At 31.2% G+C, this 16,744-nt stretch carries 13 protein-coding genes; 2 read left to right on the top strand and 11 right to left on the bottom strand.

The genetic code is table 11. The features are described 5' to 3' along the window. From ACSHW5_RS01010 to ACSHW5_RS00980, 7 genes are all read right to left on the bottom strand, one after another. Positions 1–126, bottom strand: coding sequence for a hypothetical protein (locus ACSHW5_RS01010; RefSeq protein ID WP_435674237.1), 126 nt, complete (start codon positions 124–126; stop codon positions 1–3). Between the two features lie 2 nt (positions 127–128). Next, positions 129–4,448 carry a CusA/CzcA family heavy metal efflux RND transporter gene (locus ACSHW5_RS01005; protein WP_435674236.1) on the bottom strand — a complete coding sequence of 1,440 codons (4,320 nt, stop codon included), beginning with the start codon at positions 4,446–4,448 and terminating at the stop codon, positions 129–131. 66 nt (positions 4,449–4,514) lie between these two features. Beyond that, positions 4,515–4,859: a hypothetical protein gene (locus ACSHW5_RS01000; protein WP_435674235.1), complete on the bottom strand. Its 345-nt coding sequence runs from the start codon at positions 4,857–4,859 to the stop codon at positions 4,515–4,517. 297 nt (positions 4,860–5,156) lie between these two features. Beyond that, positions 5,157–8,453 carry a hypothetical protein gene (locus ACSHW5_RS00995; protein ID WP_435674234.1) on the bottom strand — a complete coding sequence of 1,099 codons (3,297 nt, stop codon included), beginning with the start codon at positions 8,451–8,453 and terminating at the stop codon, positions 5,157–5,159. A gap of 194 nt (positions 8,454–8,647) precedes the next feature. Then, on the bottom strand, positions 8,648–9,127 hold the full coding sequence (locus ACSHW5_RS00990) for a methylated-DNA--[protein]-cysteine S-methyltransferase (protein ID WP_435674233.1): 480 nt from the start codon (positions 9,125–9,127) through the stop codon (positions 8,648–8,650). Then, positions 9,124–9,816 carry a hypothetical protein gene (locus ACSHW5_RS00985; RefSeq protein WP_435674232.1) on the bottom strand — a complete coding sequence of 231 codons (693 nt, stop codon included), beginning with the start codon at positions 9,814–9,816 and terminating at the stop codon, positions 9,124–9,126. Before ACSHW5_RS00985 ends, ACSHW5_RS00990 begins: the two co-directional genes overlap by 4 nt. Positions 9,817–9,820: 4 nt before the next feature. Next, positions 9,821–10,585 (bottom strand): TatD family hydrolase, encoded by a 765-nt coding sequence (locus ACSHW5_RS00980; RefSeq protein ID WP_435674231.1) that lies wholly within the window; start codon positions 10,583–10,585, stop codon positions 9,821–9,823. A 99-nt stretch (positions 10,586–10,684) separates the two neighbouring features. Between ACSHW5_RS00980 and ACSHW5_RS00975 the strand changes: the two genes are divergently transcribed. Together ACSHW5_RS00975 and ACSHW5_RS00970 are read left to right on the top strand one after the other, a co-directional pair. Then, positions 10,685–12,037: a DEAD/DEAH box helicase gene (locus ACSHW5_RS00975; RefSeq protein ID WP_435674230.1), complete on the top strand. Its 1,353-nt coding sequence runs from the start codon at positions 10,685–10,687 to the stop codon at positions 12,035–12,037. Positions 12,038–12,045: 8 nt separating this feature from the next. Next, complete coding sequence (locus ACSHW5_RS00970) at positions 12,046–12,411, top strand: Na(+)-translocating NADH-quinone reductase subunit F (protein ID WP_435674229.1); 366 nt, start codon at positions 12,046–12,048, stop codon at positions 12,409–12,411. 329 nt (positions 12,412–12,740) lie between these two features. Here ACSHW5_RS00970 and ACSHW5_RS00965 read toward each other — a convergent pair whose 3' ends face one another. From ACSHW5_RS00965 to ACSHW5_RS00950, 4 genes are read right to left on the bottom strand one after another with little or no spacing between them, the layout of a single operon-like run. After that, the gene (locus ACSHW5_RS00965) at positions 12,741–13,901 is read right to left on the bottom strand and encodes a hypothetical protein (protein ID WP_435674228.1); all 1,161 of its coding nucleotides are present in this window, start codon (positions 13,899–13,901) and stop codon (positions 12,741–12,743) included. Further along, positions 13,877–14,920, bottom strand: coding sequence for a DNA cytosine methyltransferase (locus ACSHW5_RS00960; protein ID WP_435674227.1), 1,044 nt, complete (start codon positions 14,918–14,920; stop codon positions 13,877–13,879). Before ACSHW5_RS00960 ends, ACSHW5_RS00965 begins: the two co-directional genes overlap by 25 nt. After that, a complete protein-coding gene (locus tag ACSHW5_RS00955) occupies positions 14,910–15,950 on the bottom strand; it encodes a DNA cytosine methyltransferase (protein WP_435674226.1) in 1,041 nt (346 codons plus the stop codon). The genes ACSHW5_RS00960 and ACSHW5_RS00955 overlap by 11 nt, the downstream gene beginning before the upstream one ends. Then, positions 15,947–16,273, bottom strand: a complete 327-nt coding sequence (locus tag ACSHW5_RS00950) for a helix-turn-helix domain-containing protein (RefSeq protein ID WP_299214677.1) — start codon at positions 16,271–16,273, stop codon at positions 15,947–15,949. Before ACSHW5_RS00950 ends, ACSHW5_RS00955 begins: the two co-directional genes overlap by 4 nt. Positions 16,274–16,744: the final 471 nt, after the last annotated feature.

Below are 16,744 nucleotides of genomic sequence, written 5' to 3'. Positions count from 1 at the left end.
TTATTGTTTACTAATTTCAATTTGATTGCTATTAAGTGCATTTTCTATGGCGGTTTCCGTGGTGTTTTCTTTGTTTCCGCAGGCTAAAATTACCACAGAAAATAAAAGCATATATAAATTTTTCATTTTTAAAAAGTATTTAAAATAAGATGATTAATGTTGATAACAGTTTGGTTGTAGGCATTTAAATTATCTAAATAAGACAACTCTATTTCCTTAGCCGTTTCTATACTTTGTAGGTATTGGAAAAAGTCTATTTCTCCTTCTTTAAATGTTCTGTTAGCTGTTTTTAGAATTTCATTTTTAAGGATTTCCCCTTCTTTTTCATAATAATTTATAGCTTGTTGGTATTGATTTAAAGTTGCTAAAAGCGAATTGTATTTAGACTCTAATTTTATTTTATAATTTTGTTGTTGTTCAGAAATTATATCTTGAGTAATTTTTGCTGCTTTAATTTTTGAAGCATTTCCTGAAAACAATAAGGGAATTTTTAATCCAATTTGATACCCTTTAACATTGGTATTAAGTAAATTATCTGAGCCCTGAAAATAGGTTAAACTAATATCTGGCAATAAACGTTGTTTTTCTTTTTTAAACTGTGCCTTTTCAAGGTTGTTAATGTCTTCAAAATATTGCAAGCCCAAATTACCTTTTGTAGTAATGTTTTGTATGGTAAGCATTTCTAAAGGTTTGTCTACTATTTGTAAACTATCTATTTGCACAATAGCTATTAGGTTTTCTCTTGTTAATACTACTTCTTGTAATGCTTGTTTGTATAAAATTTCTAGTTGTTTTTGTTTCGATTTTGCGGTAATCATTTCTAAATAATTGGTTTCACCTAAGTCAAATCTACGGGCTGCTTTTTTTGAAAAATCTTGGTACAAACTGTCTAAAAATAAATAGGTTTTCGCTTTGTTTTTAGTGTATACTAGTTGGTAATAATTACGATACACTTCTTTTTTAACTTGCAGATATTTAATGTTGTAGTTTGTTTTTTCTACTAAAAACTTAGCATGATTTAGGTTTTTGTCTGCAAAATAAACAGTAGGAAATTTAAAATCTTGTGCAATACCAAATACTTTTAAAGGTAGGTTATTGGTTGCTAAATTGTTTTCGTCATAATTATAATAAATGCTTGTTTTATCAAAGCTAAAAGCACTTGCAATTAGGGCGTTACTTTTATCAACCTTTAGGTGAGAAGCTTTTAAATCGGCATTGTTTTCTATAGCCAAATCAAATGTTTCATCAACTGATAATTTTGCTTGAGCATTTACTTGTAGCATCAACAAAACAGCAATACCAGTGAATATGTTTTTTTTATTCATTTTAAAAGTTTTTTTCTCTTCAAACCAGGCGTATAAAACCGGTAATACAATTAAAGTTAAAATGGTTGCCGTAACCAGGCCTCCAATAACTACAGTTGCCAATGGCCGTTGTACTTCTGCGCCAGCATTGGTAGAAACTGCCATGGGTAAAAAGCCTAAAGCGGCGGCTGCGGCTGTTAATAAAACGGGTCTTAATCTTTCTGCTGTTCCTCGTTTTATCAATTCTTCAATATTGGTAACGCCTTCTTCTTTTAATTCCTTAAAATGTTCTATAAGTACAATTCCATTAAGTACGGCAATACCAAAAAGAGCAATAAAACCAACACCTGCAGAAATACTAAAAGGCAAATCTCTTAACCATAATAATAAAACACCACCTACTGCGGAAAGGGGAATGGCTGAATAGACCATTAAAGCTTCTTTTATAGAGCCAAAGGCAAAATAAAGTAATAGAAATATTAGCGCTAGGGCAATGGGCACAGCCACCATTAAACGAGCTTTTGCACTTTGTAGGTTTTCAAATTGACCGCCATAAGTAATGGTATAACCAACGGGTAGTTTAAGGTCTTTTTCTACGATGGCGCTAATATCATTTACTACAGATTGCAAATCGCGATTTCTTACATTAATACCAATTACTATTCTACGTTTGGTATTGTCTCTAGATATTTTTGCGGGTCCTGTTGAGTATTTTATTTCTGCCAATTCGCTCAACGGAATTTTTGTTCCACTAGGTGTATCTACATATAAATTTTGTAGACTTGCCAAGTTTTTTCGATTGTTTTCATCTAATCGAATCACCAAATCGAATTGTTTTTCGCCTTCAAATATGTTGCCAACTGTTCCTCCGGCAAAACCCATAGAAATTAATTGATTTACTTCGGAAATGTTTAAACCATATCGTGCAATTTTATTTCGGTTAAAATGAACACTCATTTGCGGCAGTCCTTCTACTTTTTCAATAATAATGTCAGAAGCACCTTCTACGTTGGCAATAAGTGTTTTTACTTTTTCTGCTTTGTTGGCTAGAACCGATAAATCTTCACCAAAAATTTTGATGGCAACATCTGCTCTAACGCCAGTAATTAATTCATTAAAACGCATTTCTATAGGTTGTGTAAATTCTACTTCCATTCCTGGAATTATAGACAAAGCTTGCTTAAATTTATCGGCTAATTCATCCTTGTTTTTAGCAGAAACCCATTCTTTTTTAGGCTTTAATTTAATAATTACATCACTTTCTTCCATAGACATTGGGTCTGTTGGTACTTCTGCCGCACCAATTCTACTAACTACTTGTGCTACTTCTGGGAAATTATCTAATAGAATTTGCTCAATTTTAGTTGTTATTTCAATGGTTTTTCCCAAGGAAGTTCCCGTTTTTAATACAGGTTGAATAACAAAATCTCCTTCATCTAAAGTAGGTACAAATTCGCCACCCATTCTGCTGAATAAAAATGCGCTGGCAACTAATAAAGCAACAGACAAACCAACAACTATTTTTTTATGTTGTAACGCCCAATGTATGGATGGATTGTACCAATAGTTTAACAGCTTCATTAACCTAACAGAAATATTTTTTTCGCTAGGTTTCTGAGGTTTTAAAAACAAGGAAGAAACCACTGGAACGTAGGTTAAACAAAACAACATAGCTCCTATTAAAGCAAAACTAAACGTTAATGCCATGGGTTTAAACATTTTTCCTTCTACGCCACTTAAAGATAAAATAGGTATAAAAACGATGAGAATAATTAATTGACCGAATATGGCAGAATTCATCATTTTTGAAGCACTTTTTAGGGTAATTGCATCAATTTGTTTTTGTTTATCTTGTGTTGAAAGAAGTTTTAGCTGATCGCTTTGCGTAATAATTCTAAAAGCAATAAATTCAACAATAATTACGGCTCCGTCAATAATAATTCCGAAATCTATAGCACCAAGACTCATTAAATTAGCATCAACACCAAAGAGGTTCATCAAAGAAATAGCAAATAGTAAACTTAGTGGAATAATGGAGGCAACCACCAAACCAGAACGTAAATTTCCTAATAATAAAACCACAACAAAAATAACAATGAGCGATCCTAAAATTAAGTTTTCAGATACTGTAAAGGTCGTTTTGTCTATCAATTCACTTCGTTCTAAAAAACCGTTGATGTAAACACCTTCTGGCAAACTACCTTGTATGTCAGCTACACGTTGTTTTACAGCATCAATAATGGCTTTAGAATTTCCGTCTTTAAGCATCATAATTTGACCCAATACTTTTTCTCCTTGCCCATTTCCTGTAATAGCGCCAAAACGCGTTGCACTACCAAACCCCACTTTAGCAACATCTTTTATAAAGATGGGTGTTCCTTCATTTTTAACAACAATATTTGCAATATCATCAAGAGATTTTACCAAACCTTCTCCACGAATAAAAAAAGCTTGATTGTTTTTTTCAATATAACCACCACCGGCAACACTATTGTTGTTTTCTAAGGCATTATAAATTTCAGAAACAGAAATATTCATGGCATTTAACTTGTTTGGGTTAATGGCAACTTCATACTGTTTTAAAAATCCTCCCCAAGTATTTATTTCCACAACACCTGGTATTCCGGAGAGCTGACGCTTTACAATCCAATCTTGAATGGTTCTTAATTCTGTGGGAGAATATTGGTCTTCATATCCTGGTTTTACATCTAGTATATATTGATAAATTTCACCCAAACCTGTAGTAATTGGTCCCATTTCTGGTGTTCCAAATCCTGCCGGAATTTTTTCTGAAGCCGATTTTATTTTTTCTGCCAACAATTGCCGCGGTAAATAAGTGCCTAAATTGTCTTCAAAAACAATAGTAACCACAGACAAGCCAAATTTAGAAACCGATCTAATTTCTAAAACTCCTGGTAAATTTGCCATTTCTAGCTCTATAGGATAGGTAATAAATTGCTCTACATCTTGGGTAGATAAATTACGAGATGTGGTAATAACTTGTACTTGATTGTTGGTAATATCTGGTACTGCCCCAATAGGGATTTTGGTTAAAGAATAAATTCCGGAACCAATGATAAATAGTGTGAAAAGGAAAATAATTAGCTTGTTTTTTAAGCTAAATTTTATAATGTTTTCTAACATAATTCATAAAAATTAAGAAATAAATAACTACCTGTTCTAAAAACAGGATTAAAAATCTTGAATGAATTATGCGTATTTGGGGGGTTGAAAAATAGAAGATTTTTCAACCAAAGAATAAGATTCTTTGTAAAAATAATTTTGTGGAATTTGAATTGCTAAGGTTTGTTTCAATTCAAAAATTTGTGTGTTTAGCGTAAAAACAGTAGGGATGTGGTTGTGGTTTACACAGTCTTTTTTAAAAGGTAAATTGCCATGTTCTTTGTGATTTTTTGAAGCATTTTTTTCATCTCCATAATGTTCATTTAAAAAATCTAGAAAAGAATCTCCGTATGTTTCTTGATGAAATTGGGCATGTTTTATTAAGACATTGATTTTAGAAAAAGATTCTAAATCAATATTTAAACTCTGCATGAGAATTAAAGTTGATAATATAAGTGTCGTAAATTTCATAGTTACACTGCAAATTAACCATTTTATTTTAATAAATAATGAAATAAATGTTACATAAGAAAAAAATTAACATTTTAATAATTTAGTTGATAGAGGCAAAAGCAACCTTTAAAATTGTCATTTCGAAGTATTGAGAAATCTCATAACAGTGATACCTCCATACTGACCAAACTTTATGAGATTTCTGCCAAAAATTCGAAATGACAAAACTGGGTAAAGAACCTCACAATCGTGTCGCTTCGAGGAATTAAGAAGTCTCTAAAAAATAGCTCTTAATTGTACACTTCCGGTATGAATGGTTTTTGAGTTTTCACTTTTTCTACCCAGATAATTCAAGTTTAAATTTAAAAAAGAATTTAATTTTCTATTGAATAACAAGTTCCAAGTATAATTTTTACCTGCTTGTAAACCTTCTAACATTTGATAGGCAACAGGCGTATTGGTATCACCAGTAAAATTATTCAAAAACATATTAATACTTGCAGAAATTTGGTTCTTTTTCTTGCTGATATAAAAATATTCTATTCCGAATTTTTGTTGTTGCAATTCTTCAAAATCAGCAAGTTGGTTTGCTTTGTTTTTTAAATGATAAAATGCGGTAAACCGATTGTTGTCATTGTATAAAAAACTAATTTTAGGTTGCACTTCATTTGTATTTATCTGATAATTTCTATTGGTAAAATTTTCTGTTTCTAAATTGTTATTTGATGTTTTTCCCATAAAATCAAACAACCAAAATGTTTTAAACTTATGAGCAAAATCTATTTGATGTAATTTTGTGTTATTTTCTTGATTTCCAATAAAATACTGTTGTTTGCTTTGTAGGCTTCCATAGGTGTATGTAGTACTATATTTTTGTAGGTTTTTATTAAAATAGAGACTGTTTCTAAAACTAAAGTTAAGTGCAATTGTTTTATTATCATCAACCTTAAAAGGATTAAAATTAAAAGAATTACCTATGCGTTCTTGTTCGTTTTCAACAGATAAAAAACTTTGATTGTACAAATGAGAAATTGCTTTTTTAAGTCCTTTTTTGGTGTTCCACGAAGTAAAATTAATGGTTAACGTTTGGTTTATTTTTGCTTTTTGAGTGGCAATAAATACCAAATTTGGTTTTGGAACTCTTAAATAGTTAGCTTGGTCTTGAAACTGAGCAACTTCAAATTCATTAAAGTCTTGAACACCATCGTTATTATAATCAATCCAGGTATAAAAACCCAAACCTGGTTCTGTTTTTATATATACATAATCTTGTCTGGCAACATTACCAGAAGAGGTTTCATAAACGGTGGCACTATTTAAAAAATTACCAAATAAACGTTGGTTAAATACCAATTTTGAGTTTAATGATTTTGTATCTTCTGTAAAATTGTTTTTAGTGAGTCTATAATTGGCAAAAACACTTAGGTTGCTTGTTTTATTGTCAAGTACTTTACTCTGAATATACAATGTTTTACGGTTGTTAATTTCTGTAAATATGTTTGATTTTATACTGTCATTATTTCTAAAATTAACGCCAACTTTTGCATAAACGTTGGTAGAATCTCCAATACCAAAATAGGTTTCATATTCTTTAAAACGATGACTTGTATTGATAAAATCTTGAGTAGTAATATTCTTTCTTGTATTGGTTTCAAAATTGATAAAAGCTCCCAACCATTTTTTATTAAAATTTTGTTCTGCTTTTCCTTTGGCTCTAAAAAAGGAATTGTCTTCTTCTGTAGAAGTGTTTTCTAGCAAGCTACCATCAATAAAAAAAGTAGTATTTTTTAGTTGAATTTTAGATAACACTTCATGTTTTATCCCTTTAAAAATATCTTTATAGTGTAGGTTGTTAAATCGATACAAAATAAAATCGTTTTTGTTGTTTTGCAAGGTAAATTCCGATTGAAAATAGTTTTTTGTAGCATTATTGGTTAAAATATTCCAATCTCTATTAAACTCTACAGTTTCCCAGCGTTGTATTGTTTTAAAATTTTCTTGAACAAATTCATGGTTTATATTGCTTTTTAGTTTCCATTTTTTATCAATTAAAAGTTGTTGCCAACCTATTTTTGCTGCAAGTGCCGTATTTTGATGATTATCTAACGAAGAAAATAAGTTAGCGTCATTATTACTAAAAGCAATTTCTGAATTAAACTGTGTTTTTTTTGTTGAGTTGTAAGCTGTTTTAAGTACAAAAAATTGTGCTTTTGTAGGAGGAACTAAACGCGTAATTGGCTGATAATTCCCTAAATTTATTCCTGCAAACTTAAAAATTGTACCAATGGCAATACTTTTATCTATGATGTAATTACCTTTATTATCACCAACATTTGTAAAGGTTACATTGTATAATTCATCTGTAGAATTGGTAGAATATTCAAAAATTTCTGTAGCGCCACTTAGCGTTTTTTTATAGAGAATTTTGTTCTCACTAAAACTGTCTACATACGCACTTTCTGAAAACATTAAATCGGTATTATTACCAGCATTTGCTAAAATTTCTTTTTGATTGTCTGTAAGATTTTGTTGTAAAGGTTGATTTTTTGCATCATTTTCAGAATAAAAATAACCGCTAATATTCAGTTTTTCACTTTTATAAGAAGCCTCTTCATAGGTCACAAAACGCGTGTAATTTCTATCGGAATATTGAAAATCAATAGAAATTCTCATGTCATTAGTAATAGGGAAAGTAGTGTTAAATTCTATTTCGCCTAAATTATAATCTATGGTATAATCTTTATCTTCTCCGCGTGATATTTGAATGCCGTTAATATACACTTTTTCACTGCCAGCAATAATAACAATTGCAGATTGATTATTGGTTCCATAAATTTTATAAGGGCCTTGATTGCCGTCTGAACCTACAATTTTATAGGTGCTAAATAAACCTCTAACCACAGCGCCAGAAGCAGCAACTTTTGTACGATCATTAAGGTTTGCTTCTACTTGCAAACCAGCTACTTGTTTGTTAAAGTTTAAAAAATAACTTTCATTATTTTGAATAGAAATATCTCCTGCTTTTACACGCCAATGATCACTAAACATTTCTACAAAAATACGGTCGAAATCAGTAATGTTTTGCGAGTAACCATTTTCTTGTAACGGAATATTGGTATCAAAAATATTTGCCTTTAGCGTAACATTTTTAGACAGTTTACCAGAAATTTCTAAATCTAATGCAGAGTTTGTAACTGCATTTTGATTGTTACCGCTAGTAAGACCTCTTGTGATAAAACCTTTGGTTTGTAAACCTTCAAATAATTTAATTTCTGATGCTTTTTTTTTGCTTGTAGCACTATATAATTGATTGTTACTTGTGCCGTTTGGAAAAATAAGACCTTCATTAAAAGGTGTGTAAATTTTAGTGATAAATGTGGGGAATCTAAAATACTCTACTGTAATTTCTGGGTATTTTTTTGAATTGATAATTAAAAGTGCTTCATTAAAATTAATGGTATATTCTGATGATGGAATTACCTTTAAGAACCCATTTTTAACTTTAAACTTTGTTGGATTTAGAGCAACAGAATCTAATTGTATGCTGTCTTTTTGAATCCGTAATTTTTGCACCCTAAATTCTTTGGATACTGTTTGTGATTGGACTGTAAATCCAAGAAACAATAAGAATAAAAAAAGAATTTTTTGCTGCATATATAATCTTTACATCATAACGTAAAAATAGTTTTTTAATGTATGAAGAATAAAAAAAAGATTTTTTTTGAATCAATTAAAGTGAAGTACTAGGCTTATCTATTTTTTTTGAATTAAAATAATGTTTGTTGTTTTATGGGGTTTTCATGTGCTAATAACCATTTTTTACGCCAAATTCCGCCAGCATAACCGGTTAAAGAACCATCAGAACCAATAACTCTATGACAAGGAATAATAATCCAAATTGGGTTTTTACCGTTTGCAGATGCAACTGCTCTTATGGCTTTTACATCTCCCAACGCTTTGCTTTGTTCTAAATACGTTCTGGTTTTATTATAAGGAATCTGCAATAATTCTGTCCAAACTTTTTTCTGAAAATCGGTTCCTTGCGGATTTAATTTAAGATTGAAATTGGTCCTATTACCTTTAAAATAATCATTTAATTGCGTTACACAATCTTGTAAACAATCAGGAATTTCTTTAGATGTATCAATGTCTTCATCTAAAACAGAAACAGATTGAATTCCGTTTTCATCTCCTACAATTTTTGCAGTACCAATTGGTGTTTTGTAATATGTGGAAAACAAAATCATTTAATAGATTTTAACATTGCTCCTTGTAAACCAATAATTAAGCCCATATTGATTGAGTGCCCTTCAAATGATGATTCGCCAATACTATTACTCATAAAAATTTTTGCTCTCAAAAAGAAATTGGTTCGCTCATAATAACCAATTATATTTGGTTTGGAACTAGTTTTTTTATTACTCTTTAAATCAAAATTTAGTCCAAATGCTACACTCTTTACAAATGCGCTTTCATCTGAGTTGTTGCCGGAAGTCTCAAGAAATCCAAATCCACCATAACCTATAAAAGGTAATATTCTAAATCGATTAGTTTCATAAATGGAATATCCAAAAGTTAAATTTCCATTATTAATCATACTTCTCTTTCCTGTTTCCAGAAAAAAATCATCAATTATTAAATTTTGATTTAGTTTACTGCTTGAAAATAGCATGTTAAACCCAAGTAATAGTTTTTTATAATATAAATCAATACCAATGTGAAGACCTAGACTATTGTCAAATGTTTTATCAAATTCTTTTCCATAAGTTGAAAAAACAGCTCCAAAATTAAAACCTAAGTTTAATTTTTCTGCGTAAGTTTTCTGTTTTTTAGTCGGATTACTTTTAAAAGTATTTCTTTTTAATAATTCTCCGTTCTGAGAATATGAGTTAATCGAAAAAACAATCAAAAATAAAAAAGTAATAATTCTTTTCATCATATTAAATTTTAAAAACATCTTTAGAATTCTGTGTGGTAATTTCTGCAATTTCATTAAAAGAAAGACCATAAATGTCAACTAATTTATCAACTACATTGGTTAAATAAGCACTTTCATTTCTTTTTCCTCTGTATGGAGTTGGCGCTAAATAAGGAGCATCTGTTTCTAAAACAATGTGTTTTAAATCAATTTCATGTAAAAATTTATCAATTTTACCATTTTTAAACGTAGCAACGCCACCAATTCCTAATTTCATATTGTAAGAAATAGCTTGTTTTGCTTGTTCTAAAGTTCCTGTAAAACAATGAAAAATCCCTCTTAAATCATCACTTTTCTCAGATTCTAAAACTTCAAAAACTTCATCAAAGGCATTTCTACAATGAATGTTAATAGGCATTTTTTTCTCTTTTGCCCATTGTATTTGAGTTCTGAATGCATTTTGTTGTTGCGTTAACAATGTTTTATCCCAATATAGATCGATACCAATTTCGCCAATGGCGTAAAAATCTCTTTTGTCTATCCATTTTTTAACTTGGGCCAATTCTTCTAAATAATTTTCTTTCACAGCCGTTGGATGCAAACCCATCATCAAAAAAACATCATTTGGATAGTCTTTTTCTAACTGTAACATTTTATCTGTATAGGTAGAATCTATGGCTGGAATAAAAAAACGAGTAACCCCGGCGTCTTTGGCGCGTTGTATCATGGCAGCTTGGTCTTCGTTAAACTGACTAGAATATAAGTGTGTATGCGTATCTGTAATCATTTACGGTAAATTTTCTGGTGCAAAATTACAAATTATTCTTAGTGAATACGGCTATTGTTTAGCGTTTTATAAAACGTACCTTTGCAGAAAATATTAAGAATGACTTTTCAAGATTTAGGAATCTCTAATCAATTACAATATGCCATTGACGATTTAGGTTTTGTAAACCCAACGCCAATACAAGAACAAGCATTTTCTGTAGTAAGATCAGGGAAAGATGTAGTAGGAATTGCGCAAACAGGAACCGGAAAAACCTTTGCGTACATGTTGCCTATTTTGCAAGATTTAAAGTTTTCTAAACAACAACACCCTAGAGTTTTGGTATTGGTACCAACACGTGAGCTGGTTTTGCAAGTTGTAGATGAAATAGAAAAATTATCTAGTTACATAAATACACGTGTTTTAGGAGTTTATGGTGGTACAAACATCAATACCCAAAAACAAGCTATTTTGCAAGGGCAAGATATTATTGTTGCCACTCCTGGTCGTTTATATGATTTGGCGTTGAGCAATGCATTAAAGTTAAAATCTATTCAGAAATTAGTCATTGATGAAGTAGATGTAATGTTAGATTTAGGATTTCGTTTTCAGTTGATGAACATCTTTGATGTAATTCCGGAAAGAAGACAAAACGTATTGTTTTCTGCAACCATGACAGAAGATGTAGATGCGTTGATTTATGATTTCTTTAAAAATCCTGAAAAAATATCTGTGGCTGTTAGTGGAACGCCATTAGACAACATAGAACAAGTTTCTTATAATGTGCCCAACTTTTTTACCAAAGTGAACTTATTACACGAGCTTTTGGCAGACAAAGAAACGTATCATAAAGTATTAATTTTTGTTGGTTTTAAAAGAACGGCAGATTTGTTATTTAAACATTTGCAAGAAGCGTTTAATGAAGAAATGTGTGTAATACACTCTAATAAGACTCAGAATTATAGAATAAGATCTATAAGACAATTTGATGAAGGTAAAAACCGTATTTTATTAGCTACAGATGTCATGGCGCGTGGTTTAGATTTTGATAAAATTTCTCATGTTATCAATTTTGATACACCAGAGTTTCCAGAAAATTATATGCATAGAATTGGTAGAACAGGTCGTGCAGAAAAAGCCGGAAAAACCCTTCTTTTTTCTACGCCAAAAGAGCAAGAATCAAAGACAAGTATTCAGGCGTTAATGAATTATGAGATTCCGGTTTTAGAATTACCAGAAGATGTAGAAATCTCTACCTTATTAACAGAAGATGAGCGTCCAAGAGAAGATCAAGGAATTTCTAAAAATAGAACTTCTTTAGAATACGTTCCTGGGCCTGCATTTCATGAAAAGAGCGAGAAAAACAGTAAAACCAATCAAGGAGGTTCTTACCGAAGAGAGATTGCGGCAAAATACAAGAAGCCAAAAACAAGAGGAGACAAGAATTACAACAAAAGAAACAAGAAAAAATAATAGTACAAATGCAAGTTTTAACGAAACAAGAATTGCATAATTTAGCAATGAACATAGTAGGAGAGAAGCTTCAAAAAATGGGGTATGAGTTTCAGGCAATTAACAGCAAGCTAAAAAGACATCCGCAGTTTGTCTTGTTTAAAAAAGGTGAGCCTACTATTTTTGTATTGGTAAAAGCAAGTAATAATATTCAAAACCCAGATGAATATGATGTGCTTTGGATGGAAACTTTTAAAGAACATGCCAAAAAACAAAATGCCAAAGTTTGGTTTGCAGGTGTTGGTATTGCCAATGCGGAAAGTGTTGATAATCCTGTTTTTAAAAACCAACCCTATTATGTGGCTTTTGAAGAATTTGTGAGGATATTGGAGTAGTTCGTTTAACGGTCTTGTGTATGAAACGTAGCGTGTAAAAAGACGCTAACTTTTCGGATTATACACGAGCCGAATTTTTATTTTTTATGTTTATCTTTTAATTTCTAAATATACAAAAATAAAAATTTGGCGGACTTAATAAATAAGCAAAAACCTCTCGTAAAGCCTGTAATAGCTATGTTTTATATACGTTGTTGTAAACTGGCTTTTTCTTTCCGCAAACTTGCTAGCGTTGGCAAAGACATACTCTTTTGTGATTTTTGGCTTGTGTGTCGGCTGGTGCGAATTGCAAATGTGTATGGCTTTATGCGTTGGCTTTTCCGTTTGGTTTAGTAAAGAAAATCTTTTGTTAAAATCTCGGTAATTCTGGACCAATTAAATTCAATTCCACGACCATTAACGAAATAATTTCTTGTTCCTACAGTTTTAAGTAATCCTAATTTATTCCATAGCTTAAATTCATCTCGAATATAACTCACTTTGTTACCTGTAGTCGTACGACCAGGTTTTCTCCTACCAATCGAATTATTGTCATTCAAGTATTGTTCAAAGTCAATTCTGAATTGGTCTTGACTCGCAAGACTTGGTGCAGCAGCAATGTTTTTAAATTCTTCTAAATCTTGAATTAAGATTAAATGTTTTCCCTCTATTAAAACTAATTTTGTCAAGTAGTCGAGATAAAGGCTACTATCTAATCCATAAATTTTACCCACAGAAATTAATTTATAACCTTCAACAGTTAATCTACCTTCAGAAGGTTCAATCAAACCAAGTTGGAACAATGGAATTTTATAATTCTGCTTTTCACTAGCTCTATTTCTAGGATTGTCAGTTTTTCTCCTTCCTTGTCCTTCCCAAGTTCTAGTCTGACCAGCTACCATCATTGCCCAAAATTCTGGCCAAGCGTGTTGGCTATAAATATCTCCAGTCTTGTCGGAATGTTTGTCGAGAATATTTAATAAAGTAGAAATTTCGTAGTGGCTAATGTCACGCCACCAACACCAATATGTTTGGCTTAAATCGTTTGTAACAATCTCGCCTGTTCTTTCATCTGCTACGCTTTTTAATAATTGTATTGAATTTAAAGGGTCAGATTCTAGTGTTCTTTCGTTATATCCAATTACTGCTATGTGGTGTCTAGCAAAAACGTCCAAAGAAAGTATATTAGAAATATGCTGTGCAATTTCAAAACCTTCAACTACAGTTGGAAGAATTAATCCTGAATAATGGTGTTTTTCCAAATAAGATAAAGTCTGACCTAAACCAGTTAAATACTCCCGCTTTTGGTGATTTGGTGGTTTAAACTCAAACGCAATACTTTGGTCTAAATCATAATCATAACAAACATAGTCTGGTCTTGGCCAACCAAAATCTCCAGCTTTATTTATGTTGTCAGAGAATATTTGACCCCAATCGTCAACTCGGTTAACAATTTTAGAAATTATAGCTCTTCCTGCTTTGTCTGCTAATAAGTCGTGATTTGCTCCCATTGTTCTACTAGTTTTTCTTTTAAATGTTTTGCAAATACTTCAGATAATTTTACTGGTACTGCGTTACCTACTTGAATACATTGGTCTTGTCTTGTTCCTTCAAACACTACATCATCTGGGAAAGTCTGAATTCTTGCAGCTTCTCTAACTGTCAAGCTTCTATTCTCTGTTGGATGAAGTGGAAAAGCATTATGACCTGGAACCATTGTTGTTGCAGGTTTATCTCTGTGTAATCTCTTGTAAACGTGACTAAAATTTTTGAGTTTATTGTCCTTATAATCACTTCTAGAACCCTTTAAAAGGTGTTCAGGAATATCAGAGTCAATTCCACCACCTTCTTTAATAAAACTGATACGTTCTTTTACAATTGGATTGTGATTTGTGGGAATATGATTCGGAATTTTATTTTCTTTTCCAACCAAATCCATAATATGCTTTCTTAAAGTTTCTGGATTTTCTTTAGAGTTCGTATGCTCTGGAAATTCAATTTTAGAACCGTCTAATGAACCCATAAAAAGAACTCTATATCGTTTTTGTGGAACACCATAATCTGTTGCACAAACTATTTTGCATTGAACATTTTCATATCCAATGTCCTTAAATTTTTGAAGTAGAATATCTTTAAAATAACCATTTTTCGAAGAAACTAAACCTCTTACGTTTTCCATAATGAAGTAATCTGGTTTCACAGTATCAACAACTCTTAAAAATTCCAAAATCAAGTTATTTCTCGCGTCTTCTGGATTTCGATTTCCAATTGTCGAAAAACCTTGGCAAGGTGGTCCACCAACAACAACATTGATTTTTTTACCTTTTGTATATTCAATTAGTTTTTCGTTAGTTACTTCTCGAATATCTTGTGAAATAATAGGAACTTCTGGATAGTTCAATTTATGAGTTTCGATAGCAGGTTTCCAATTCTCAACCGAAAATACTGGCTCGAAACCTTGATTTATGAAACCTCTCAAAAAACCACCTGCTCCAGAGAACAAGTCAATAAATGTTAAATTATTCTCCATATTTATCTAAAATATTAATAACGTGACTTGCCCATTTTTCGGCAAATAATGGTGGAACTGCATTACCAACTTGAATACATTGTGATTGTCTATTTCCTGTGAAAATTAAATCATCAGAAAATGTTTGAATTCTTGCAGCTTCTCTAACTGTTAAACTTCTGTCTAGTATTGGATGAATTGGAAACGCATTATGACCAGGTACCATTGTCAAAGAAGGTTTTTCTCTGTGCAATCTTTTGAATGTACTACCAAAATTTTTCCTGTAAAGTTCAGGTGGTAATTTATCTTCAGGCATTCTTCCTCCTTCAGGGATTAATTGATATCTCGCAATATTTTTTGGTCTATGATTTAATGGGCTATGATTATCAATTTCATTTTCTTTGCCAATTAAGTCGTTGATAGCTTTACCAACAGTTGTCCATTTGGAACCATTAACTCCGTTCTCAAAATGGTCAGGTTCAGGATATGTATTTTCTTCAAAACCAATTCGATTACCGAAAACAAAAGTTCTTTGTCTTACTTGAGGTACTCCATAATCAGCAGCATTCAATATTTTGTAATCTATTTTATATCCTGGGATTGAATTAAATTCTTCTAAAACATCTTCAAAGAAATTGCCTTTTTTATAAGTAGTTAAGCCTCTAACATTTTCCATTATAAAATATTTAGGCTGCAAAACTCTTACGTGATTTATAAAATGTCCAATTAAGTTATTTCGGATATCATATTTTTCTCGTCTTTGAACATTTGAAGATGCTCGACTACCAATAGTTGAAAAGCCCTGACAAGGTGGTCCTCCAATAAGAACATCAACTTCTGATATTCCTTTTTCCTTCCAAAATATTTTTTCGTCAATTTTTGATAAATCCACCTTTTCAAAAGGTAATTCAGGATGGTTTTTTCTATGAAAAGATTCACAATCTTGATTGTAATCAGCAGCCAGTAACATTTCAAAACGTTCTGTGTTTAAAAATCCGTTATGAAATCCTCCAATTCCAGAAAATACATCTATGAGAGTATATTTTTTCATTCTAATTCTAATTTTCCTTGTTTAACATTTTTGTTTCGTATGTACGAAGCAGTCTCTTCGGCTACAGAAAATATAGTTTCAGAACATTTGTATTTTGTAGCTTCTCGTGCAAATTTATCTGCAAAATATAGGTCGGTAACGTTTTGTTTTTCTTTATCAAATAAGTTAGCTAGTAAATCAAGCTTATTTTTACTGAATGTTTGAGAACCATTTTCTATGCGACTAACCGCACTCGAATTAACTCCGATTTTTGCACCAAAATCAGTTTGAGTCCATTCTCGCTTTTCTCTTTCAATTTTTATGAAATCTCCGAAACTTGCCATTATTAGATATTTACATTAATAGGTTTGACCCTTAATTCGCAAATATATAAATGTTTTGCTAATTTACTATCAAGTTTTGATAATTTTTATTCGGATGGTGGTGGGAAAAGGCAAGCTCTTTTTGTTTTTTGAGGCACGAGAAAAATAAAATGTGCTTGACTGTGCGTTGGCTTTTCAGCTTGCAGGTAACGATATGATAAAGTGAGTTTTAATTCATTTTATCAGTGGTTAAACGAAGTTAGTTGTTTTTATTGAGAAAGTCAAGCTAAGAAAAAATCAAAGATAGAAGTTACTTCTTATTTACTTATAGGTAAGCAAGTAATTTATGGTTATTGTTTTTAAAAACCAACCCTATTATGTGGCTTTTGAAGAATTTGTGAGGATATTGGAGTAGTTCGTTTAATGGGTTTGTGTAAAGAAAGTTACGTGGTTTAAGCACCTAATTTAGCTAATACAAACCGAATAGAAAAT

Origin of the sequence: Polaribacter sp. (genome assembly GCF_051251875.1) — a bacterium.
Classification (GTDB): domain Bacteria; phylum Bacteroidota; class Bacteroidia; order Flavobacteriales; family Flavobacteriaceae; genus Polaribacter.
Note: the sequence above shows the minus strand (reverse complement) of the source record. Positions and strands in the feature narration are given on the sequence as shown.

Bases quoted from the DNA above. Each gene is read 5' to 3' on its own strand.
- ACSHW5_RS01010 (WP_435674237.1), bottom strand. From the start codon at position 126: ATGAAAAATTTATATATGCTTTTATTTTCTGTGGTAATTTTAGCCTGC.
- ACSHW5_RS01005 (WP_435674236.1), bottom strand. From the start codon at position 4,448: ATGTTAGAAAACATTATAAAATTTAGCTTAAAAAACAAGCTAATTATT.
- ACSHW5_RS01000 (WP_435674235.1), bottom strand. From the start codon at position 4,859: ATGCAGAGTTTAAATATTGATTTAGAATCTTTTTCTAAAATCAATGTC.
- ACSHW5_RS00990 (WP_435674233.1), bottom strand. From the start codon at position 9,127: ATGATTTTGTTTTCCACATATTACAAAACACCAATTGGTACTGCAAAA.
- ACSHW5_RS00985 (WP_435674232.1), bottom strand. From the start codon at position 9,816: ATGAAAAGAATTATTACTTTTTTATTTTTGATTGTTTTTTCGATTAAC.
- ACSHW5_RS00980 (WP_435674231.1), bottom strand. From the start codon at position 10,585: ATGATTACAGATACGCATACACACTTATATTCTAGTCAGTTTAACGAA.
- ACSHW5_RS00975 (WP_435674230.1), top strand. From the start codon at position 10,685: ATGACTTTTCAAGATTTAGGAATCTCTAATCAATTACAATATGCCATT.
- ACSHW5_RS00970 (WP_435674229.1), top strand. From the start codon at position 12,046: ATGCAAGTTTTAACGAAACAAGAATTGCATAATTTAGCAATGAACATA.
- ACSHW5_RS00965 (WP_435674228.1), bottom strand. From the start codon at position 13,901: ATGGGAGCAAATCACGACTTATTAGCAGACAAAGCAGGAAGAGCTATA.
- ACSHW5_RS00960 (WP_435674227.1), bottom strand. From the start codon at position 14,920: ATGGAGAATAATTTAACATTTATTGACTTGTTCTCTGGAGCAGGTGGT.
- ACSHW5_RS00955 (WP_435674226.1), bottom strand. From the start codon at position 15,950: ATGAAAAAATATACTCTCATAGATGTATTTTCTGGAATTGGAGGATTT.
- ACSHW5_RS00950 (WP_299214677.1), bottom strand. From the start codon at position 16,273: ATGGCAAGTTTCGGAGATTTCATAAAAATTGAAAGAGAAAAGCGAGAA.